Raw genomic sequence first — 19,189 nt, forward strand, 5'->3', positions numbered from 1 at the left:
CCAATATTAAGAGTAGTTTGAACCATGCCTGAAATTATCGAAGAGCTGCTTCAGTACCTCCGAGGAGTTTGGCTGAAGCGGCGATATATTTTGATCGCTACTTGGATTCTATGTCCAATAGGTTGGTTATATGTATCGACACTCCCTAATCAATACAGCTCATCGGCAAAAGTATTTGCCGATACTCGATCAATTTTAAAGCCACTCATGCGTGGGTTGACCATTACCACAGACCCGAGACAAGAGCTTGACTTAATTGTTCGAACGATAACAACGCCAGACAACTTAGAAAAAATTGCTCGAGCTTCTGATGCTGATTTAAGTGTTGCTACTCCACAAGAGTTCCAAACTTTGCTCGGTGAGATTAAGAGCGGTATTAGTTTGAAATCGGCAAACCGAGCAAACATTTATACTGTTTCTTTTGACGGCAAAGATCCTCAGCTAGCTCAGAAAATTGTTCAGGGCACAATTAGTGTGTTTATTGAAAACACGCTGGGAGAAAAGCGGCTCGATTCAGATCAAGCTCAACGTTTTTTAGATGAACAAATCGTTGAGTACGAGCGTCGTCTTTCAGAAGACGAACGGCGTTTGGCTGATTTCCGCAAAGAAAATGCCGCCTTTATCGTTAATAATCAGAGCAGTTATTTTCGAGCTCTTGAAATGGCGCGAGATCGCTTAGAGCAAGCTGAGTTGGCATTGCAAGAAACTCAGACTGAGCTGGAATCGGCCAAAGGTCAACTTTCTGGAGAGGTTGATATTGCAGTACAAAGCCTTTCAACTATACGTACTGATTACGATCAGCGAATCGAAGCACTACAAATTAACCTTGATGAACTGACGGTTCGCTTTACTGACAATCATCCTGATGTAGTTGAAACTAAGCGCCGCCTGGAGTCGTTAACAGAACAAAAACACAAGTTTCTGAGTGGTCAGGCGGATTCTGGTGGCATCAATGGCAACCCCGTGCTCCAAGAACTGAGAGCAACAATTAATAGGCTAACAAGTACCGTTGCTGCAATGGAAGTTCGCAAAAGTAAATATGCGGCTGAAGTGGATGAACTTCAAGGCCGGTTGGATCATGTGCCCGATATTCAAGCTCGTTTGACGGGGTTAAATCGGACTTATGCTATTACCAAAGACAAATACTACGAACTTTTGAATCGCAAAGAGTCAGCGGTAATGTCCGATAAAGTTGATCAATCCACAGACTCTATTTCATTTCGTGTGTTGGAGCAGCCCAGAGTTAACTCTACTCCTTCCGGGCCTCCTCGATTAATTATGCTCGCAGGAGTCTTGGTGGTCAGTGTTGCTGTCGGAATTGGCTTGTCGCTTGGTTTTAGCTTGTTATCTCCTGTTGTCAGTAGTCCGGGCTCATTGAAAAGCACAGGCATTCCAGTCTTTGGTGTGGTAACTGCTACAGAGAACTCGGGCCTACAGAAGTGGGAAAAGCGCAAAATGCGGATTTTCTTGCTGGCTAACTCGGCACTGGTTGTTTTGTTTACTGTATTCATTGCTCTAAACACCAATCAAAGTTGGCATGACGCACTTTTTGTTAAAGGGCTGGGTGGATAATGAGTACAATTGAAAAGGCCTTGAACGCATTAAAAGCTAGGCAAAAAGCTGGAGACTTAAACAAATCACCTGTCCAAAAATCGATAGAACGGTCTGATGCCTTTCAGGTAGCCGATTCGGAAGATGTGGCTAATTCCCCACAACCAGACGCATTGCATATTTCTAGTGAGCTTTTGCTTAGCAAAGGTATGGTTACTGAAACAAGAAAGTCTCGGTTGGTACGTGATGAATACCGCAATATTAAGTTGAAATTGCTTGCCAACGCGTTTGGAGCAGGGCGAGAGGCCCACCCAAACGGCAATTTGATCATGGTAAGCAGCTCTAATCCCGGGGAGGGGAAGACGTTCACCTCGATAAACTTAGCACTCAGCATTGCTTTAGAGCAGGACAAAACGGTACTTCTAGTTGATGCCGACGTTCTTAAACCCAGTGTAATGCGAAATTTAGAACTGGACAGTAAGCCGGGGCTAATGGAATTTCTATCTGGAGAAGTTGATACGGTCGGTGAAGTGATTTACCCAACTAATATCGAAAAATTGCGGATTATGCCTGCTGGTATGCCTCATGACTTGAGTAATGAATTACTGACTAGTGAAAAAATGGCCATGTTGGCAGAGGAGCTAGCCTCTCGTTATGCCGACCGTGTGGTCATCTTCGATTGTCCTCCGCTGCTTGGTATTAATGAAACAAAGGTGATGTCCAAGTTGGTTGGCCAAGCGGTGATAGTCGTTGAGCAAGATCAAACAAAATTCGCACAAGTAAGCGAAGCCATTGATGAACTTGACCGCAATTTAGCTATTGGTTTTGTGATCAATAAGGCTGTCCGGGGAGCGTTTAGCCAATATGGCTATGGCTATGGGTATGGCTATGGGTACGGGTATGGGTACACAGATGAAGAAAAGTCGGCAGCTAGTTCATAACACATTTGCTTTGGCGTTGGGCTTTTCTGTTAGCTGGCCTGTCGCTTTTTCTGCTGAAATTAACTTAACGCCGCGTACAAACCTTGGGGTTACTTACACCGATAATGTAGAACTAGCGTCTTCTAACGAGGAAAATAGTGCTATTGGCACTCTCGCTGCCGGGGTGGTTGGCTCGGTAACAGGCACGCACAGCCTGTTGAATATTGACTATCTAGGAACCCAAGCATTCTATAGCTATGATTCTGATCGTAATGATTTCTACAACGAGCTTTCGCTGGGCCTTAACAATGTCTATGGCCACTCGGGCTTTAGTTCAAATGTTACCGCCAGAGTTAATAATCGCGCCACGGATTCTCAGCGCAATGCAAGCAATAATTTCTTGGTTGCAGATACGGTGGAAACGCGCAATGCAAATGCGAATTTAGCATATAGCAATGGTGGCAGGGGAGTTATTGGTCTATCTGCAAATCTTGAGACAGGCATTTCTGACTCACAGGATAGTGAAGGCAATAGCCATAATTACAGCGCGGGCCTATCTATCAACCAAGGAGTTAGAGTTAAAAACTATTTTTGGTCATTCGATTATGACTATAGTAAAAATGACTCACGTAATAGCTCCAATGAAACAGAGTCACATGAGTTAGATGGTGAACTAGGCTTAATGGAAAAGAATGGTTTTGTGCCGTTGATTAAGTTTAGTGGTGAAAAGTATGAGCAGTCCGCGGGTAGCAGTGATGAGCTGCTAGGTGATGATAAATATGCTGAAGCAGGGCCGGCTGTTCGTTATTATTTTGATCGAGTTTCTTATGTGGAGTTAAGTTACCTGTCCGTATTAGAGGGAGACCAGTCGGACTATGTTGGTGGCATTGTTAATTACCAGCCTACCCGAAGAACAACAGTTCGATTTGAATACGGAAAGCGAGCTTTTGGCGATTCGTACGACTTCACATTGAGTCATAGAAGCAAACGTTGGCTTAATGAAATCACCTACACAGAAGAACCCAGTAGCTTTGATCGAGATTTCTATGTTGGTGGCCAGGATTTAGAGCGGTTCTGGCTTGAAAAGCGATTAGATTGGACTTCAACATTGACCATGAAGCGCAGTAGTGTATCACTGACGCTTACATCGCTAAGACGGGATCGAACTGAAGATGATGGTCAACTTTCAGAAGATGACCAATACGGAGCAACGATCGGTTATTCTCGCCAACTCAGCCAGGTAAGTACTCTTTCGGGTTCCTTTTCATTCGATAAATACAGCTTCGATTCTTCGTCGAGTCTTAGCGCACAAGATGACTATTATCGGCGACTCAACATCAATTGGAACAGGAGCTTTAGTAACGATTTATCTGTTGATTGCGGCGTGATTATCTCTAATCAAAGTTCAGGTGATGACGAGTTAGGTTATGATGAAAACCAGGTGTTCGTTAATCTGAATAAGCAGTTTTAAGCATGTATGAATCGCATTTTGGCCTAACGGATAAACCGTTCAAACTAAGCCCAGATCCTAAATACTTTTTCTCAAGTGCTCACCATGATAGGGCTGTGGCCTATTTGCAGTACGGCCTATCTCAAGGTGAGGGCTTCATTGTTGTGACCGGACCCATAGGCACCGGAAAAACTACTATTGCCCGAAGTTTATTGGCGTCTTTAGATGACTCTATTGTTCCCGCCCAAATTGCCACTACGAAACTTAACCCCGAAGAACTTGTTCAGCTTGTCGCCGCGGAATTCAATATTTCGGTGGAAGGGTTGGGGAAAGCTGAAATTCTTAGAAAATTAGAACAATACCTCCATCAGCTGAATAGACAAGGTAAAAGGGCTTTATTAGTAGTCGATGAAGCACAGAACCTTCTAGCAGAAACGGTAGAAGAACTGCGGATGTTGTCTAATTTTCAGCTAGACGATCGGCCTCTGATTCAGAGCTTTTTACTTGGTCAAGAAGAGTTAAAGCCAATCATTGAATTACCGGAAATGGAGCAGTTTCGTCAGCGTATTATTGCTTCTTGCCACCTCAGACCGTTTTCAGGTGACGAAGTACAAGGCTATATCGAACATCGTCTTACTCAAGCTGGCTGGGAGGGGGTTCCGGCCTTAAGTTCAGATATATTTGGTCGTATTACTGATTACACCGGTGGCGTGCCACGCAAGATCAATATTTTTGCTGACCGTTTATTTTTATATGCTTTCCTAGAGGATCTTACGAGCATCTCAGCGGAAGATGTTGAGGCAGTGATCACTGAAATGGGAGAAGAGCTATCCGGATCGCTACAAACGGCACGTTCAGCTGCAGCATCAGTTATTGCAGGTAACCAAACTGCCGAACAACCTCAGGGGGATGATTTGGCAGTCAATATATCAGGCGATGAGATGCAAAAAGTACTTTCAGATGTTGGTCACGTGCTCGATCAGGTGATTCAGCGCAAAATTAAAATTATTCGATATTTAGATAAACTGATTACTCATAAGAAAGCGGAATCTGAAAAAGGTGTACGTAGCCTAAGCTAGCGTACTCGAAATACGTCTTCTAAAGTCATTTCCTCTTTATTAATAAACTGGCGCCAGCCCTTGACGAACAGGTGCGGTATCAATTTATAGAGTGGCATACGTTTAAGGTGTCCTCGCCAATAAAGTATCGCTGCGGCCACTAAGTGAAGCTTTGACCGGTAGGGGGGATATTGTTGGTAGAACACCTGAGTAAAGCTCCAACCTAAGATAGCGGCTAGAGCCTTGTTTGGCGCGCACTTATCAAAATGCTCGAGAACATACGTTGGAGGAGACAAGCTATAGATCTTTCGGAGAAAATAAAGGGCCCAATAAATGCAATCTCCGTTACCCATTTCTCCCTCAAGAGCAATCAACCCCTGCCAGAAATCAACCCCGTCAAAATGTTTGGTGAGCATGTAAATATCATTTAGATCTCGAATTCCTTTGTTATATTCACTTTCGAAAAAGAGATGAATAATGCTATGAAATGCCAAGGCTGAAGGCTCTAGCATATAGGCAGATGGTAGCTGTGGAAGAGGGGTTATCTTGGATTGCAACAAGGCCGGAGATGGACTGTTTTTAAGAATAACTGGCATGATATTAAAGTGAACGTCGAGCTCTGTGCCACGCTCTATATGTCTCAGAGGTGGGATCTCGTGTGACCATTCACGGTAAAATTTTTCATCGTAATCATTGGTCTTCGTAAATATCCAACCACTTTTTAGCAACTCGGCTTCTACCTTAGGCAACGAATCTCTACTAACAAGCAAATCGATGTCGGCCATGAGTCGTCCGTCAAACTCTGGATAGCCAGCCAGCTGGTAAGCTGCTCCCTTAAGGTAAACATGGTCTACGTTAAGCCCTTTGAGTAGGCTGGAAAGGCGCTCAGATTCTTGAGATAAAAGGCGCCTTTGGTTTGCGTAGACGCAAAAGTCTGACTCGATGGTTTGTTGAACTTTGAGCGGAAGCTTATGCCAGACATGAGCTTTAACAAGCAGAGGCTTAAGTTGGCCTAACATACTCATATAGCGAGCCTCTGCTAACAATGTAGACCATTTAAATAATGAGAGGTTAAGAGACTTATCTGGAGAACTCAGAAGCTGAAATAGTCGCATTTACTGGTTACTCTTAGTTAAAGCATTTTCTATTGCAGTTTTGCAAGCTTCAAAATCGCTGTATTCAATATAAACAGAGTCTGTTTGAGCAATTAACCGTTTACATATATCGAAACCTTTGTGTCCCAATAAACCAAAGTTAAATGTATTCGAGATAACCTCAACTAGTGCTTTTGCTTTGTCTATTGATTCAACATAGCAGTGCTCATCTGGTTGATATTTGATGAAAACCAGTAAGGCCGGAGCTGCTGGGATGAGCACTTTTTCTAGGCTGCTTATAGGAGGGCGAAGCAAGCAGACTGTTCCTTTGTGAGTATCTTCTGCTACTTTACTAAAGCTGTCAGCAGAAAAATATTCCTTCATTACGTCGATCGACTTATTCTTCATATTCATTGGGCGAGCAAGCCCATGAACTTCGAGAGTTCCAGGGCTAATGAGCGCTAATTCATCCGAGAGCAGGCGCCAGCCTTGCGATACTAAGTAAGCACATAACGTACTCTTTCCTGAGCCCGGAGTAGCAGTAATAATTACTGCTTTACCATTCTTTTCCAAAGCAGCTGCATGAATAGTCAAAAATTGGTTTGCAGTGGAGGAAATTACCCAGTTCATTCCCCATTCAAGCATTGCGTGAGCTTGGGTTAAAGGAAGGGGTTTGAAAGGGGTTTTGTGGTTAAAGGAAAAGGTTGCTTGCGGAAAAATGAGTCGTCGGTGGAGTGGTCCGTGATTCAAAGTTACATGGTAGTCAATAAATGAACTTGAGGAAGGTTGAACCAGGCTATGGGAATAGTGGCTGGATATATGCTCTTGAACTATCGAAATCGGGGTATCAATTTCAAACAAGAAGGGCCCAGAACGAAGGTGATATGACTTGTGACTCATAATAACACACTCTGAATGATTCTGGACGCTTCTAACCGTTGTAGTAATTGCGATAGTTGGACGGGGTTATAGTAAGCCTTGAGCTCCTGTGGGAAGTGTGCATCTCCTCGGGAAATAGCTTTGATCACCTCTAACACACGCCGCTCACAGAGCACCACATCCATAGTTTCGGGGCTGAAAAGAACGACTTTTCCTCCCGATTCAAAAACACAGCTATTAAACGAGAAAGACTCACTCAATGTGTGAGTGAGTCTAGATTGATCAAGCATTTTTTCTTGTGTCTTTAAAAGCTAGGGAGTACAAGTATCCCATTCATTGACGAGCGTCAACAAGTTGAGATAAGGGTGACCTGAGATAAGGCCATCAGAATTATCACAGCCACCATCGTTATCGTGGCCATGATTATTGTTATCCTTACCGGAGAGTCTACCTCTCGATGAAGATACGCTAACGCTTGTTGATGTATCATTACAATGCGTACTTAGCTTAGTGAAAATATCATCGATGATGCTGTTTGTTGCACTAGTAAATTGAGCTATGACTTCATCTGGCTCTTGATATCTGTAATTAATATAAGTTGGGCTAAACAGACTATTAAATACCGCCGCCACTAAGAATTTCTGCACGTTATTCTTGCTATTCGTTAAGTCAACGATGTGCTCATCTTTGTAACAGGACGAAGACTCATTGATGTTTTCAAACTTAACTTTCAATGAATATCGGCTCTTGCCGTTACTTGGGAGGACTGCATCAAAAGTTGGGTTGTCGCTATCTTCAGAAAGCGTGCATTTCCAATCACCGTCGTATTGCGGGAAGCCAATGTTCGCTAGAAAAACATCATTAAAGTTACTTCTAAAAGGGTTTTTGTAAGCCATTATAACTGAGCGAACTTCCTGCTTAGATGCGCCGCCCTGCCCATTATTCGTATCTTCCAATACTTTATGCCAATATCCTGGCGAGAAAGGACAAGCTGAAGTACAGTTGTTTGGGTTAGATGAGTTACCAGACATGACGACAGTCAAGCTGCAGGCACCTGACTGCGTGGCCCAAGCTGTGGGGCTCTTTAACGTCATTAGTACAGGCGTTGCCGCCGCAGATGTTCTCAAAAATCGGCGACGATCAAATCGTGATGATTGAGCACCCGATTTGGCTTCCTTGACTTCCATATCGTTGCTTTGTTCGTTACTCATTGTTTCATCCAGCCTAAATTAGATAAATCGTCGGTGTTACGCTGCCATATCAGGAACGCATTATTTAGTGACTAAAGCAAAAAGTATGCCCAATCCTGTTTTTTCTAGTAACGTTATGATTTTTATAATGTTGCGAAAGTAGCGCTAGAGCAACAATATAATGGCGTTACAACAGTTGTAAAGTTCTTCGACAACACCGAGCAATAAAAAAACGTTCACATTATGAACAAATTAAGATGGTTTCTCCATCCCATACTTATCCATCAATGAATAGAGCGTTGGCCTTGTAACACCCAACAGCTCTGCGGTCTTCGACATATTCCCGTCAGCCATAGTCAAAGCCCGATTTATAGCGTGTTTTTCTGCTGCTTCTCGAACCTGCTTTAGGTTAAGTGGCATTTGCCTTAGGGATGACTCTTCTGTCGCGGGCATTAACATCAGATCTAAATCTGAAATTTGCTTGCCTTCGGCCATGATGACAGCGGATTTAATTTTATTTTGAAGCTCGCGAATATTCCCCGGCCAATTATGGGCCATAAGCGCTGCCCTTGCTTCCTCAGTAAAGCCTGTCAGTTTGCGGCCAAATTGTTGTGCGAAGCTTTGTAAAAATGCTCGGGATAACAGCAAGATGTCTTCACCGCGTTCACGCAACGGCGGGATGTTAATAGTCACTTCACTAATACGGTAAAACAAGTCTTCTCGGAAGCTCTTTTCTGACACCATACCTTGCAAGTTTTGATGGGTTGCGCAAACAACTTTTACATCAACTGCGATCTCTTGGCGGCCACCTAATCGCTCAATAATTTTTTCCTGTAAAAAGCGCAAGATTTTGGCTTGTAGTGGGTATGGCATATCACCGATTTCATCGAGGAATAACGTACCGCCATGAGCGCATTCAATTTTGCCTTTGGTCTGCTTATGGGCGCCAGTAAACGCGCCTCGTTCAAAACCAAATAACTCGCTCTCGAGTAGAGTTTCAGGAATAGATGCGCAGTTAATCGCGATGAATGGTTTGCCGGCACGCGGGCCGCGTTCATGGATTGCGCGAGCTAGTACTTCCTTACCTGTGCCGCTTTCTCCTAAAAGGAGTGTAGTGATTTCGGTAGGGGCAATGCGATCAACCATCCGGCTGACTTGTTGGACTTGCGGGCTGTTGCCAATAAAGCCATTGTCGTCAAGCGAGGACTGTTTGAGGCGATCATTTTCATGTTCGATATTGGCTACAAAAAAAGCTCTGGAAACAATAATATCTAGGGTGTCGGCATCGATTGGTTTTTGATAGAAGTCGTGCGCGCCCATGGCGATGGCTTTCAATGCATTGTCTTTATCATCGTTACCAGTGATCACCACCACTTTGGTTTTAGGCGCAAGCTCTAATATTTGTTGCAGCGCAGCCAACCCTTCGCTCGCATTTGCTTCATCAGGTGGCAGCCCTAAATCAAGTGTTACAACTTTGGGCTCGTAGCGACGCAACGCGGCAATGGCTGATTCGCGATCGCCAGCGGTGATCACTTCATGATCGGTAAAGGTCCACTTCAGCTGTTTCTGTATGCCTAGGTCATCTTCAATTACAAGCAGAGTTTCCATTAGCTTTTATCATTTCCTTATCGAATTCGAATCATTATGCTTAGATTGCTCAAGCCTGTATAGGGAGTACCATGGCAAACTCTGAGCCATGATCAACTTCACTGGTAACAATGAGTTGTCCTCCCAGTTGCTCGACAAATTTTTTCGCATCGTAGGCGCCAATCCCCATGCCGGCATTTCCTTTCGTGGTATCAAAAGGTTTAAACAGACGATTGTTGATGAATTCTTTGGTCATCCCCTGGCCTGTATCACGGATGCGAACAATTGCTTGTTGTTCGGTTTGTTTAAGGCTGACGGTGACCGAGCCATTGTTGCCGGTCGCATCCTGAGCATTTTGGATTAAGTGACTTAACACATTCTCAAAACGATCTTGATTTGCCTTGAACTGAATATTCGTCACTTGGGTGTCGAAGGTCGGCACTGGGAAGCTAGCTGAGCGAGTGGTCACGACTTGTAAAATAGACGCCGCCAAATCAAATCGGCGGTCTTGTTCGCCTTCAGCGCGCTTCTGGCGCAGTTGGGTGAGTACCTTATTCAAGCGCGTGCTCGCCGCGGCGACAGTTTCAAACGCATCGTCAACAAACTCTGGGTTGTGTTTGTGCTTCTCGGCATTACGAGTCAGCAGTTGAAGTTGCGCCAAAATGTTTTTCAGATCATGAACCAAGAATGCCGACATTCGATTGAAGGTATCAAACTGCTGGCTTTCTGACAGCGCCTGATTGGCTTGATGCAATTTCAGATGAACACTTAATTGGCGTGCAATCACCCGCATTAAATCGCGATCTTCCCAGTTAAATGAATCCGCGTTTTTGGGCATAGAAAGCAAGCATACAGCATTTAGTTCTGAACCCGCGCCAATGGGAATGATGAGTTGGTAGCAACTCAATGGGCGTCGATCTTCAAGCGCAATTTCGAAAGGCAGTTTGGCTTCTGGCATGGCAATCTCTTGCGCATCTAAAACCCAGTCATGTTCTATGACGTGGCCGGCCAGTTTGGAGAGCATAAATACAGCTTCCGATTCATCGTGTTTTCCTACTTGAGCCACTGTTTCGTAACCACTTGGGGTTTTGATGGCTAACAAGGCTGATTCGCTACCAAATGGCTTTACTAAGGCTTGCAAGGCAATCTTATGAGGTGACGACAAGTTATCCTCAAAGACTTCGGCAAAGCGCATCCATTCATCACGATATTCATATTTGTTGGCGAAGAAGTGCTTGGCAATAAGAACCTTAACGCGGCGCCGTAAACCGTCTGACAGAAACAGTGCGGCGAGCAACAAGCCGCCCAAGGCAAAAAATAGGATTTGCGCAATTCCGCCCCAGTTGCCGCCCATATAACGAATGTAGTAACCGGCAAGAGACATCAATAACAGGTAACTACCAGCCACCAGCAATAACGTACTGTGGAAGATCACTTCGCGAGAAACAAATACGCGCGTTGACCAATCCGGCGCACGCCTTGCGGTAAGCAGAATTAATGGTGCTGCTGCTGTGAATAGCCAACCACGGACATTCCAGAACTCGATGGTGATGACACTTGTCAGCACGGCATTGGAGAAGAAAACAAAATCAAACACATAAACCATTGCCAAGCCAAGACACATGGTTTTAATTGCCCAGCGCTTTTCTGGCAATGTTTGGCGATAAAGTTGCTCTAATAGCCAAAGTGCGACAACGGGTTGCGCTAAATGAAGGATTAACAAGTGTTTGTTTGTAAGCCTGGCTATTTGTGGATGAATCAATTCACCAACGGCGGTCAGCAATATAAGGGCACTAATGGCAAGCCGAGATGGCGATAGAAAGAGGCCGCGCCACTGGTTGGTATCAGCAAGAGCGGCGGCTAACAGCATTAACCAAGCACCATTTCTTACACTGTTGAGGCTTTGCACCAGCGGCATACCAAAGCCTACATATTGCTGCGCTGCAGCGATAACTCCCCATACGGCTGTGATTGCGGTTGCTATCAATAAGCAACTTCTAGGTAACGAGCGCTGCTGCGTCGTTAAGATCAGTAAAAATAAAAATAAGAACGCGGCGCCCGCTAAGCCATAACCCCATACGCCCACTACTTGTGTCATTAAACGGTACTTCCTTTGACTGCTTTTCCTTTAATAACCAGATACGCCAAAATCGGCACCACAATTAAGCTTGAAATGGTCGATACAGACAGCCCGCTAATAATGACCCAGCCAAGCGGCGCCCATAGTTTGCCGCCAAATAGCGTCAAGGGTAATAAGCCAACGATAGTGGTTAACGTTGTTAAAGTTATTGGCGTTAATCGAGTCGCGCTGGCAGCTACAACAGCCTGCTCTGCAGGCATGTTTTGGCGGCGATTGTAGTTGACGGTGTCAACCAGAATGATGGCGTTGTTGACGACGATTCCAAATAAGCTGATTAAGCCGACAAACGCCATCATCGAGAAACTGTACCCGGTAAGCAATAAGCCTGCGATTGCGCCTGCTACCGCAAATGGAATCGAAGCGAAAATGACCACAGGCTGAATAATGCTGCGGAATTGGAACACCAGCAGGGCAAAAATACCTAAGCCGGCTATCAGCATGATGTGACTCAAGCCAGCAAAGTTTTCACTACGAGATTCCTCCTCGCCGCCGACTTCATAATGCACACCTGCAGGCATTGCGTAATTATCCAAATAGGCAATAGCTTGAGCGGTAAGTGCCGCGACACTATGGCCAGCGGCCACGTCACCCGAGACCTTACTGTTTCGCAATTTTTGGTAGTGGAAAAATTCCGGATGACCATTGCTGAGCTGCGGTTGAACAAACTGATTGAGCGGAATTAAGTTGCCCTCGTTGCTAGCAACGTCGATTTGCGCTATCTCGGAAAATGATGGCGAAAAGCCTTTGACTTGAACGGGGTACGAGTCGCCTTTGTCATCTTTTAAGGTGCCCACATCGCGGCCGGTCAATACCGTTTTCAGGGTTTGATCAAAGGTGGCAACATCAACACCGGTCAATGCCAATGTGTCGAATTGGATGTTCAAATCCAGCTCTACTTGCGGTTCACCGATGCTATTACGAACGTTGACGACGCCCTCGGTGGTTCTGAGCATGTGCGCTAAGTCTCTGGACACTTGCTGGACATCGTCAATTTCATTACCCACGATGCGAATGGTGATTGGCGGATCGGTTACGGGCCCTTGTTGAAATTCTTTGACTGTAATTTCCGCTTCAGAATATTGCGCAAAATGTTGTCGCCACTCCGTCAGTAGTTCAGCAACACCGTCGGCATCGTAATGTTCAAGTAGGACCAGAATTTGGGCGTAGTTTGACTGCCCTCGGCGAGGGATTTCGTTGTAGTAAATGCGTGGATTGGCATTTCCGATGTTGAGGGCGACTGACTTAACCGCTTTGTTTTGAGCGACAAAGTCTGCGACATCTTGAGTGATGGCATTAGTTTCATGCAGCGCGGTGTTCGGCGGCGCTTGAACATCGACAAGTACCATCGGCTTTTCCGCTTTTGGAAAAAGCGCTAAACCAACCCGCGGGAACAAACTCATTCCGCCGGCCATTACCAATATCGCAACAATCATGGTGGGTGTTTTGTGCTTGAGTGTGCTGTGCAGTAACGAGCTGTAAGTGCCCATAGCAAAATGGTTGATTGGCCTTTGCAGCGACCATTTTGGCTCGGCTGATTTGGCCATTAATTTGCTGGCCATCAAGGGGGTTAACGTTAGTGACAGTAATAACGAAACGACTAAAACCAAGCTCACAGTGACGGGCATGGAGCGCATGAAATCGCCACTTGAGCTTTCCAGCAGCAACATGGGTAAAAACGCAAATACAGTGGTAAAGGTGCCAATGGCACTTGCCATACCCACCCGACTGGCGCCTTCTTTGGCGGCTTCTAAAGTGGATAAACCTTGTCCGGCTGTTCGGTGGACACTTTCGGTTACCACAATGGCGTCATCGACCAACAAACCGAGCGCAATAATGAGCCCAACAATGGACATTTGCTCTAAGCCAAAACCTGACATGTCCAGCAAGCCGATGGCGATGGCAAATGACAATGGTACGGTGACTGTAATTAATAGTGACGGCCGTGCGCCAAGGAACAGTAGCGATAGAACTGCCACTAGCACCAAACCTTGGGCAAGGTTGACGAAAAAGCCATTGACCCGCTGTTCAACACTCTCTGACTGGTTAAAAATCAGTTCTACTTGAATGTTTTGATCTTGGTAGCTGGATTTAAACTGATCGACTTCAGCCAGTAGAGTGTCGGTTAATTCGAAAATGTTCCCGCCTGCGGCTTGTTCAACCGTCACAAACACCACAGGTTTCCCTTCGAAGTAAGCTAAATAGGTTGGCTCATCGGAGGCATAATCAACATGGGCGACATCTGATATTTTGATGGGCGAGTGCTCACCTTTAAACACGATGCTGTTGCGCACTTCTTCTAGGTTTTGATAGTTACCGCTAGCGTTTACGTTAAAGCGTCGCTCGCTGGCATCAACAAAGCCTGGTGTTAAGTTATCTGCGCGTGAAGCCAACGCTTCTGATACCTGATTAATACTCAGGCCGTATTGCTTTAATCGCTCAGGCAGTACCGCTACTTCAACAATTTGATCTGGTAAGCCCCAGCGCTCAGATTTTTGTACTTGCGGGTGGCGAGACAGCATTTTTTGCAACTGCTCAGAAGCAACCGAAACCGACTTGTAGTCCATCGGTTCGCTCCATACTGCAAATTGCAAAATGTTGACGCTGGTGGGTGAGCCTTTTTCGATGAAGAATGCGGCTTCTTGTGGCAAGTCGTTACGAATATTGGCCAATGCCAAGCGAATATCATCGTATCCTTCGTCCGGATCGGTGCCATACAAAAAGGTCACTTCGATGCGCGCACCACCATTAAAAATGGTGGTGTCGATCTTTTTAATATCTTCTAAATCTGCAACCACTTGCTCAATGGGATCCACCACTAAGGTTTCAACATCAAGCGGTGTGGCGCCGGGGTAGACGGCTTCAACTAGGGTGATGGGAAGGTCAAATTGCGGATCTTCCGAGCGGGGCATGGTCAGGTACGAAATGACACCCAGAGCCAGGGCTAACACAATGACGATGATTGAAAACTGCGAATGGCGCAGCGCTGCATTTGGTAACCACATGCGCTACTGCTCCAATTGGTTCAGTAGCCTGTTCCAGCCACGCGTCACTATATTAATTGACGTTCCTTGTGCTGGCACATATATAAACTGCTGATCCATATGCAGAATATCAAACTGCTTGAGTTGGTATTGATCGCCATTTGCAATCACGAAACTTGCTTGGCCGTTAGTGATCCCGGCGAGTGCAATCATCGGGATGCGAAAGCTCTTGAGGCTGCTCTCTACGCCTATGTCGACGGTGACCCATTGTCCTGGCAGCGCTTTGTGAGCGCCGAGGTCGGCGGCGAGCTCGAGTTCGTACAAGCCAGTTTGAGCATCGGCAACCGCACTAATAGCAATGATGTGCGCATTAAATGTTTTCAGGTCGGGTAGGGTGACAACGGCTGGCATTTTGCGTTGAACATGAGCAATTTCATGCTGGGTCAGGTTTAGCCGAATGATCAGGTTTTTAGGATCAACCGACGCAATGGCGAACACTGGCGCCCCGGAAGAAACCTGTTCGCCCGGTTGTACCAAGCGTTCGACCACCACGCCATCAAAAGGCACCACGATTTGAGCTTTATCCAAATCGTATTCAATACGATTTAACTCGCTTTTAGTTTGCACTGCCGTGGTTTGTGCTTGCTCCAAGTAGTCCTCGGATACGGTTTTTTCACGGTAAAGTTTTTCTGCGCGGACTAAGTCCTGATCGGCTTTTTCGTTACTTGCTAATGCACTGGCTTTGGCGGCCAGTAAGTCGGTCATCTCAATAATCGCCACGGAGTCGCCGGCATAAACGCGCTGCCCTGCATCGGCATATAACACATCAACAAAACCTGAGGTCTTGAACGACAAGTTAGTGACATAGCGAAAGTCGATGCGGCCGGTGCGGCTAATTTCAATATGAAAAGGCTCGGCACTAAATTGCTGGTTTTGAGTAGGCATGTTGTCAGCAAACGCTGGTGTGTTAATGACGAGGATGCTGGCAAACAGCGCAAATCTGGTAATTAGCTTCGTAAGCTTCATGCTGTTTGATTTTACAAACACGTGCGACCTTCCCGAGTCCGTTGGTAACTAATCTAATGAGTTTATACTAATACGCAGTCGCCAGATATTTTTGCGGCGAGCGCTTTGAGTGATGGTTCACAAATGCAAACATAACGTTAATTGATTGAAAGTGTAAGGCGTTTTTCTCGGCCGATTTTTAACTATGGCTGCCAATCTAGGTATAATGCGCGCATGTTAAATGGGAGCTTGGTTACTTTGTCTGTGCTTGATCCGATCGTTTTAGACGACTATCACACCTTTACTTTACCGCAAACGGCTACGCAACTCATTATTGTGGATGCGTTGGACGAGTTGCCGCTGCTGCGTCAGCGCCTAGATTGTCAGCCCTATTGGTTGGGCGAAGGGGCCAACACCATTTTTGTTGAACCGATCAAGCGACCAATTGTTAAGCTCTCCGCCAATCAAGTGGTGCTGTCGGCGCAAGATGACGCTGTTTATTGTCACGCTGAAGCGGGTAAAGATTGGCATCAGTTAGTGGTTGAGTTAGCCGAGCAGGGCGTGGGCGGGCTCGAAAATCTTGCACTTATTCCCGGCTCCGTTGGCGCTGCCCCTGTGCAAAATATTGGTGCGTACGGAGTTGAGTTAGCCGACTTCTGTGATTATGTGGATGTCTTTGATTGGCGCTCCGGCGAAAGCCGTCGCTTGACTGCCGCCGATTGCCAGTTTGATTATCGCCACTCTATTTTCAAAACACCGCAAGCTGCGAGCTGGTTGATTACTGCCGTTGGTTTTCAATTACCACGAAACTGGCAGCCAAAGCTGACTTATCAGGGGTTAGATGAACTGGCCGTCAATGACGGGCTAACGCCATTGAATGTTGTGCAGCGGGTGACTGAGATCCGCGAACAAAAGCTACCGGACCCCAAAAAAATAGGGAATGCGGGCAGCTTTTTTAAAAACCCAACACTTCCCAGTGCGCAAGCCAAAGCACTGCAAGCTCAATATCCTGCGATGCCGTCGTTTGATGTTGCTGGCGGAATAAAAATACCCGCGGCGTGGTTGATTGATCAATTGGGCTGGAAGGGGAAAGGCGTGGGTGGTGCTTATGTGCATCATCATCAGGCATTAGTACTAACCAATCGTGGCCATGCTACTGCCGAAGACGTCATTAATTTAGCGCGCCAAATCAAACAGCAAGTGTTGGCTGAGTACGGCATTGAATTAACGCCGGAAGTTCGCTTCTTAGGCGCGCAGGCGGAATTAACATTGGAGCAGGCTTATGCGAAAACCTGCCTTTGAAAGTAAGCGCGATATATTGTCTACGCTGAGCGCTAATGCCTTTGTGTCTGGCACCGAACTTGCCGACCAATTTGCCATTAGTCGAGCAGCCATTGCTCGTCATGTTTCCGAGTTGCAAGCACTTGGCGTCGATATCTTTGCAGTAAAAGGGAAAGGCTATCGGCTCGCACAAACACTTGATTTGATTGACCCCGAATTACTAAAGCAGCGGTTAACACCGCGAATATCGGCTGATGCAGAGTTACATGTGTTACCTCTCGTTGATTCCACCAATCAATTTTGGCTCAACAAGAAAGATCAAAACGTAGCGAGCGGTAGTGCCTGTTGGGCCGAATGCCAAAGCGCAGGAAGAGGAAGGCGAGGGCGGAGTTGGCAATCGCCCTTTGGTGCCGCTTTATATTGCTCGGTGTGGTGGCAATCACAATGCAACCTATCAGAGCTAATGGGATTGAGCGTTGCCGTTGGTTTAGCTATGACGCGTTGGCTTCAACAGATGGGCGTGCCGGCCCAAGTGAAATGGCCGAATGACATTTATATCGATAATAAAAAGGTGGCCGGCATTCTCGTCGAGCTTGAAAGTCGCAGCGATGGTTGTGGCTCAGCCGTGGTTGGTGTTGGTTTAAATGTCAATTTACCCAAGCAGGCGAGTGACCAAATTGATCAACCTTGGACTGATTTGAGTCAATGGCTGAAGCCAGTGCCGCCTCGAACAAATTTAGCGGCGGGGTTATATCAAGCCATTGTTGATTGTTTGGAGGCATTTGAACGTGGCGGTTTACAGCATTGCTTAACGGATTGGTCTCGTTACGATGTTTATCACGATCAAGCCGTGTGCTTAGTGATGGGAGCTCATCAAATCCAAGGTGTCTGCCGCGGCGTTGATGGCCAAGGCGCTTTGTTAGTTGAAACCCAAGACGGATTACGCAGTTTTTTCGGCGGCGAATTATCCCTAAGGCAAGCAAATGTTGCTGATTGATTTGGGGAATACGCGAGGCAAACTCGTCGAGATTGACAATGGCAGGCTACAGCCGCCCATTTATTGGGATTACCAGCAACCGTTTGCCGATGTGTGGTCGACGTTTAAAGGGAAATCGATTTCGTTAATTTGCCTTGCCTGTGTGGCGCCCGGTTCGATCTGTCAGCAAGTCATTAATGTCGCGTGCCAGCAACAAATTACGGTGCGCGAAGTAAACTCAGAGCCGCAAGCTTTTGGCGTAACAAATGGCTATCACGATCATACGCTACTGGGTGTTGATCGTTGGCTTGGCTTGATTGGAGCGCGACAGTTAACAAAGCAAGCTTGTGTGATTGTCGATGCCGGTACCGCGGTGACGGTTGATGCGATGGATGCTTCAGGCTATCACCTTGGCGGCTGGATTGTTCCCGGTCTACAGATGATGCAAGAGTCACTGACGCAGCGCTCGGAAAAGCTTCATGTTCATAAGCAGCAAAGGGCATCAGGCTTTGGTTTGAGTACCAGTGATGCCATTCAGCTCGGGGCATTGTCTGCGATTGCAGGGGCAATAACACAAGCAATGAAACTGATTGCGCTACCGGATCATGAATCTCAAGGGCAACTGATATTGACCGGGGGAGATGCCGATAAGCTGGCCTCCTTTATGGATGTAGAAGTATTCATGCGGCCTGATTTGGTGTTTACCGGCCTTAAACGCTATGCCGAAGATGCGCAGCGAGAAAATCAATGAACATACAGTGACCCATTTGCACACACCTAGCGGCAAAGTTGGGTTAATTGCGTGAATAATGTATGAATCGTGCACACCTTACGAGAAAAAATAGTAAATATTGAAAAAGGTGTTGCACTGCCAAAATCCCTTATATAGAATGCGCTCCGCACTGAACGACAGGTGCTTGTTACAAGTAGTGGCTTGAAGCCGCGCAAGCAGTAACAACAGGTTTATCCTGATATCTGTCGGCGCGTGGAGGGGTTCCCAAGTGGCCAAAGGGATCAGACTGTAAATCTGACGGCTCCGCCTTCGAAGGTTCGAATCCTTCCCCCTCCACCATTTAT

Annotated in this window: 14 protein-coding genes and 1 tRNA gene; 8 read left to right on the forward strand and 7 right to left on the reverse strand. The window is 46.2% G+C overall.

Going from position 1 to position 19,189, the window contains the following annotated elements:
• The first annotated feature begins 24 nt into the window (after positions 1 to 24).
• From K0504_RS11415 to K0504_RS11430, 4 genes are read left to right on the forward strand one after another with little or no spacing between them, the layout of a single operon-like run.
• Positions 25 to 1,572, forward strand: a complete 1,548-nt coding sequence (locus tag K0504_RS11415; protein ID WP_220104324.1) for an XrtA system polysaccharide chain length determinant — start codon at positions 25 to 27, stop codon at positions 1,570 to 1,572.
• The gene (locus K0504_RS11420; protein WP_220104325.1) at positions 1,572 to 2,492 is read left to right on the forward strand and encodes an XrtA-associated tyrosine autokinase; all 921 of its coding nucleotides are present in this window, start codon (positions 1,572 to 1,574) and stop codon (positions 2,490 to 2,492) included. Before K0504_RS11415 ends, K0504_RS11420 begins: the two co-directional genes overlap by 1 nt.
• Positions 2,416 to 3,942 carry a porin family protein gene (locus K0504_RS11425; RefSeq protein WP_220104326.1) on the forward strand — a complete coding sequence of 509 codons (1,527 nt, stop codon included), beginning with the start codon at positions 2,416 to 2,418 and terminating at the stop codon, positions 3,940 to 3,942. Before K0504_RS11420 ends, K0504_RS11425 begins: the two co-directional genes overlap by 77 nt.
• A 2-nt stretch (positions 3,943 to 3,944) precedes the next feature.
• Positions 3,945 to 5,000: an XrtA/PEP-CTERM system-associated ATPase gene (locus K0504_RS11430; protein ID WP_220104327.1), complete on the forward strand. Its 1,056-nt coding sequence runs from the start codon at positions 3,945 to 3,947 to the stop codon at positions 4,998 to 5,000.
• On the opposite strand, the gene K0504_RS11435 is transcribed toward K0504_RS11430, so the two are convergent.
• The 7 genes from K0504_RS11435 to K0504_RS11465 all read right to left on the reverse strand — a co-directional run bounded on the left by K0504_RS11435 (position 4,997) and on the right by K0504_RS11465 (position 15,876).
• The gene (locus K0504_RS11435; RefSeq protein WP_220104328.1) at positions 4,997 to 6,094 is read right to left on the reverse strand and encodes a nucleotidyltransferase domain-containing protein; all 1,098 of its coding nucleotides are present in this window, start codon (positions 6,092 to 6,094) and stop codon (positions 4,997 to 4,999) included. The genes K0504_RS11430 and K0504_RS11435 overlap by 4 nt on opposite strands.
• On the reverse strand, positions 6,095 to 6,973 hold the full coding sequence (locus K0504_RS11440; protein ID WP_225918099.1) for an HprK-related kinase A: 879 nt from the start codon (positions 6,971 to 6,973) through the stop codon (positions 6,095 to 6,097).
• Positions 6,974 to 7,263: 290 nt separating this feature from the next.
• Complete coding sequence (locus K0504_RS11445) at positions 7,264 to 8,163, reverse strand: hypothetical protein (protein WP_220104330.1); 900 nt, start codon at positions 8,161 to 8,163, stop codon at positions 7,264 to 7,266.
• Positions 8,164 to 8,394: 231 nt separating this feature from the next.
• Entirely contained in the window at positions 8,395 to 9,750 is a 1,356-nt protein-coding gene (prsR, locus tag K0504_RS11450) for a PEP-CTERM-box response regulator transcription factor (protein WP_220104331.1), read from the reverse strand.
• 49 nt (positions 9,751 to 9,799) lie between these two features.
• Positions 9,800 to 11,827 (reverse strand): XrtA/PEP-CTERM system histidine kinase PrsK, encoded by a 2,028-nt coding sequence (gene prsK / locus K0504_RS11455; protein WP_220104332.1) that lies wholly within the window; start codon positions 11,825 to 11,827, stop codon positions 9,800 to 9,802.
• Entirely contained in the window at positions 11,827 to 14,871 is a 3,045-nt protein-coding gene (locus tag K0504_RS11460) for an efflux RND transporter permease subunit (protein ID WP_220104333.1), read from the reverse strand. Before K0504_RS11460 ends, prsK begins: the two co-directional genes overlap by 1 nt.
• Before the next feature lie 3 nt (positions 14,872 to 14,874).
• Complete coding sequence (locus K0504_RS11465) at positions 14,875 to 15,876, reverse strand: efflux RND transporter periplasmic adaptor subunit (RefSeq protein WP_220104334.1); 1,002 nt, start codon at positions 15,874 to 15,876, stop codon at positions 14,875 to 14,877.
• A 213-nt stretch (positions 15,877 to 16,089) separates the two neighbouring features.
• Here K0504_RS11465 and murB point away from each other — a divergent pair, with 213 nt between their 5' ends.
• From murB to K0504_RS11485, 4 genes are all read left to right on the forward strand, one after another.
• A complete protein-coding gene (gene murB, locus K0504_RS11470) occupies positions 16,090 to 17,157 on the forward strand; it encodes a UDP-N-acetylmuramate dehydrogenase (RefSeq protein ID WP_220104335.1) in 1,068 nt (355 codons plus the stop codon).
• Positions 17,138 to 18,133 (forward strand): bifunctional biotin--[acetyl-CoA-carboxylase] ligase/biotin operon repressor BirA, encoded by a 996-nt coding sequence (gene birA / locus K0504_RS11475; RefSeq protein ID WP_220104336.1) that lies wholly within the window; start codon positions 17,138 to 17,140, stop codon positions 18,131 to 18,133. Before murB ends, birA begins: the two co-directional genes overlap by 20 nt.
• A complete protein-coding gene (locus tag K0504_RS11480; RefSeq protein WP_220104337.1) occupies positions 18,120 to 18,863 on the forward strand; it encodes a type III pantothenate kinase in 744 nt (247 codons plus the stop codon). The genes birA and K0504_RS11480 overlap by 14 nt, the downstream gene beginning before the upstream one ends.
• A 236-nt stretch (positions 18,864 to 19,099) precedes the next feature.
• Positions 19,100 to 19,184: transfer RNA gene (locus tag K0504_RS11485), tRNA-Tyr, on the forward strand.
• Positions 19,185 to 19,189 lie beyond the last annotated feature (5 nt).

Origin of the sequence: Neiella holothuriorum (assembly GCF_019457915.1) — a bacterium.
GTDB lineage: Bacteria > Pseudomonadota > Gammaproteobacteria > Enterobacterales > Neiellaceae > Neiella > Neiella holothuriorum.

What these genes read in the sequence shown, in the direction of transcription:
- K0504_RS11415 (WP_220104324.1), top strand. Translation starts at nt 25, where the DNA reads ATGCCTGAAATTATCGAAGAGCTGCTTCAGTACCTCCGAGGAGTTTGG.
- K0504_RS11420 (WP_220104325.1), top strand. Translation starts at nt 1,572, where the DNA reads ATGAGTACAATTGAAAAGGCCTTGAACGCATTAAAAGCTAGGCAAAAA.
- K0504_RS11425 (WP_220104326.1), top strand. Translation starts at nt 2,416, where the DNA reads ATGGCTATGGCTATGGGTATGGCTATGGGTACGGGTATGGGTACACAG.
- K0504_RS11430 (WP_220104327.1), top strand. Translation starts at nt 3,945, where the DNA reads ATGTATGAATCGCATTTTGGCCTAACGGATAAACCGTTCAAACTAAGC.
- K0504_RS11435 (WP_220104328.1), bottom strand. Translation starts at nt 6,094, where the DNA reads ATGCGACTATTTCAGCTTCTGAGTTCTCCAGATAAGTCTCTTAACCTC.
- K0504_RS11440 (WP_225918099.1), bottom strand. Translation starts at nt 6,973, where the DNA reads ATGAGTCACAAGTCATATCACCTTCGTTCTGGGCCCTTCTTGTTTGAA.
- K0504_RS11445 (WP_220104330.1), bottom strand. Translation starts at nt 8,163, where the DNA reads ATGAGTAACGAACAAAGCAACGATATGGAAGTCAAGGAAGCCAAATCG.
- prsR (WP_220104331.1), bottom strand. Translation starts at nt 9,750, where the DNA reads ATGGAAACTCTGCTTGTAATTGAAGATGACCTAGGCATACAGAAACAG.
- prsK (WP_220104332.1), bottom strand. Translation starts at nt 11,827, where the DNA reads ATGACACAAGTAGTGGGCGTATGGGGTTATGGCTTAGCGGGCGCCGCG.
- K0504_RS11460 (WP_220104333.1), bottom strand. Translation starts at nt 14,871, where the DNA reads ATGTGGTTACCAAATGCAGCGCTGCGCCATTCGCAGTTTTCAATCATC.
- K0504_RS11465 (WP_220104334.1), bottom strand. Translation starts at nt 15,876, where the DNA reads ATGAAGCTTACGAAGCTAATTACCAGATTTGCGCTGTTTGCCAGCATC.
- murB (WP_220104335.1), top strand. Translation starts at nt 16,090, where the DNA reads ATGTTAAATGGGAGCTTGGTTACTTTGTCTGTGCTTGATCCGATCGTT.
- birA (WP_220104336.1), top strand. Translation starts at nt 17,138, where the DNA reads ATGCGAAAACCTGCCTTTGAAAGTAAGCGCGATATATTGTCTACGCTG.
- K0504_RS11480 (WP_220104337.1), top strand. Translation starts at nt 18,120, where the DNA reads ATGTTGCTGATTGATTTGGGGAATACGCGAGGCAAACTCGTCGAGATT.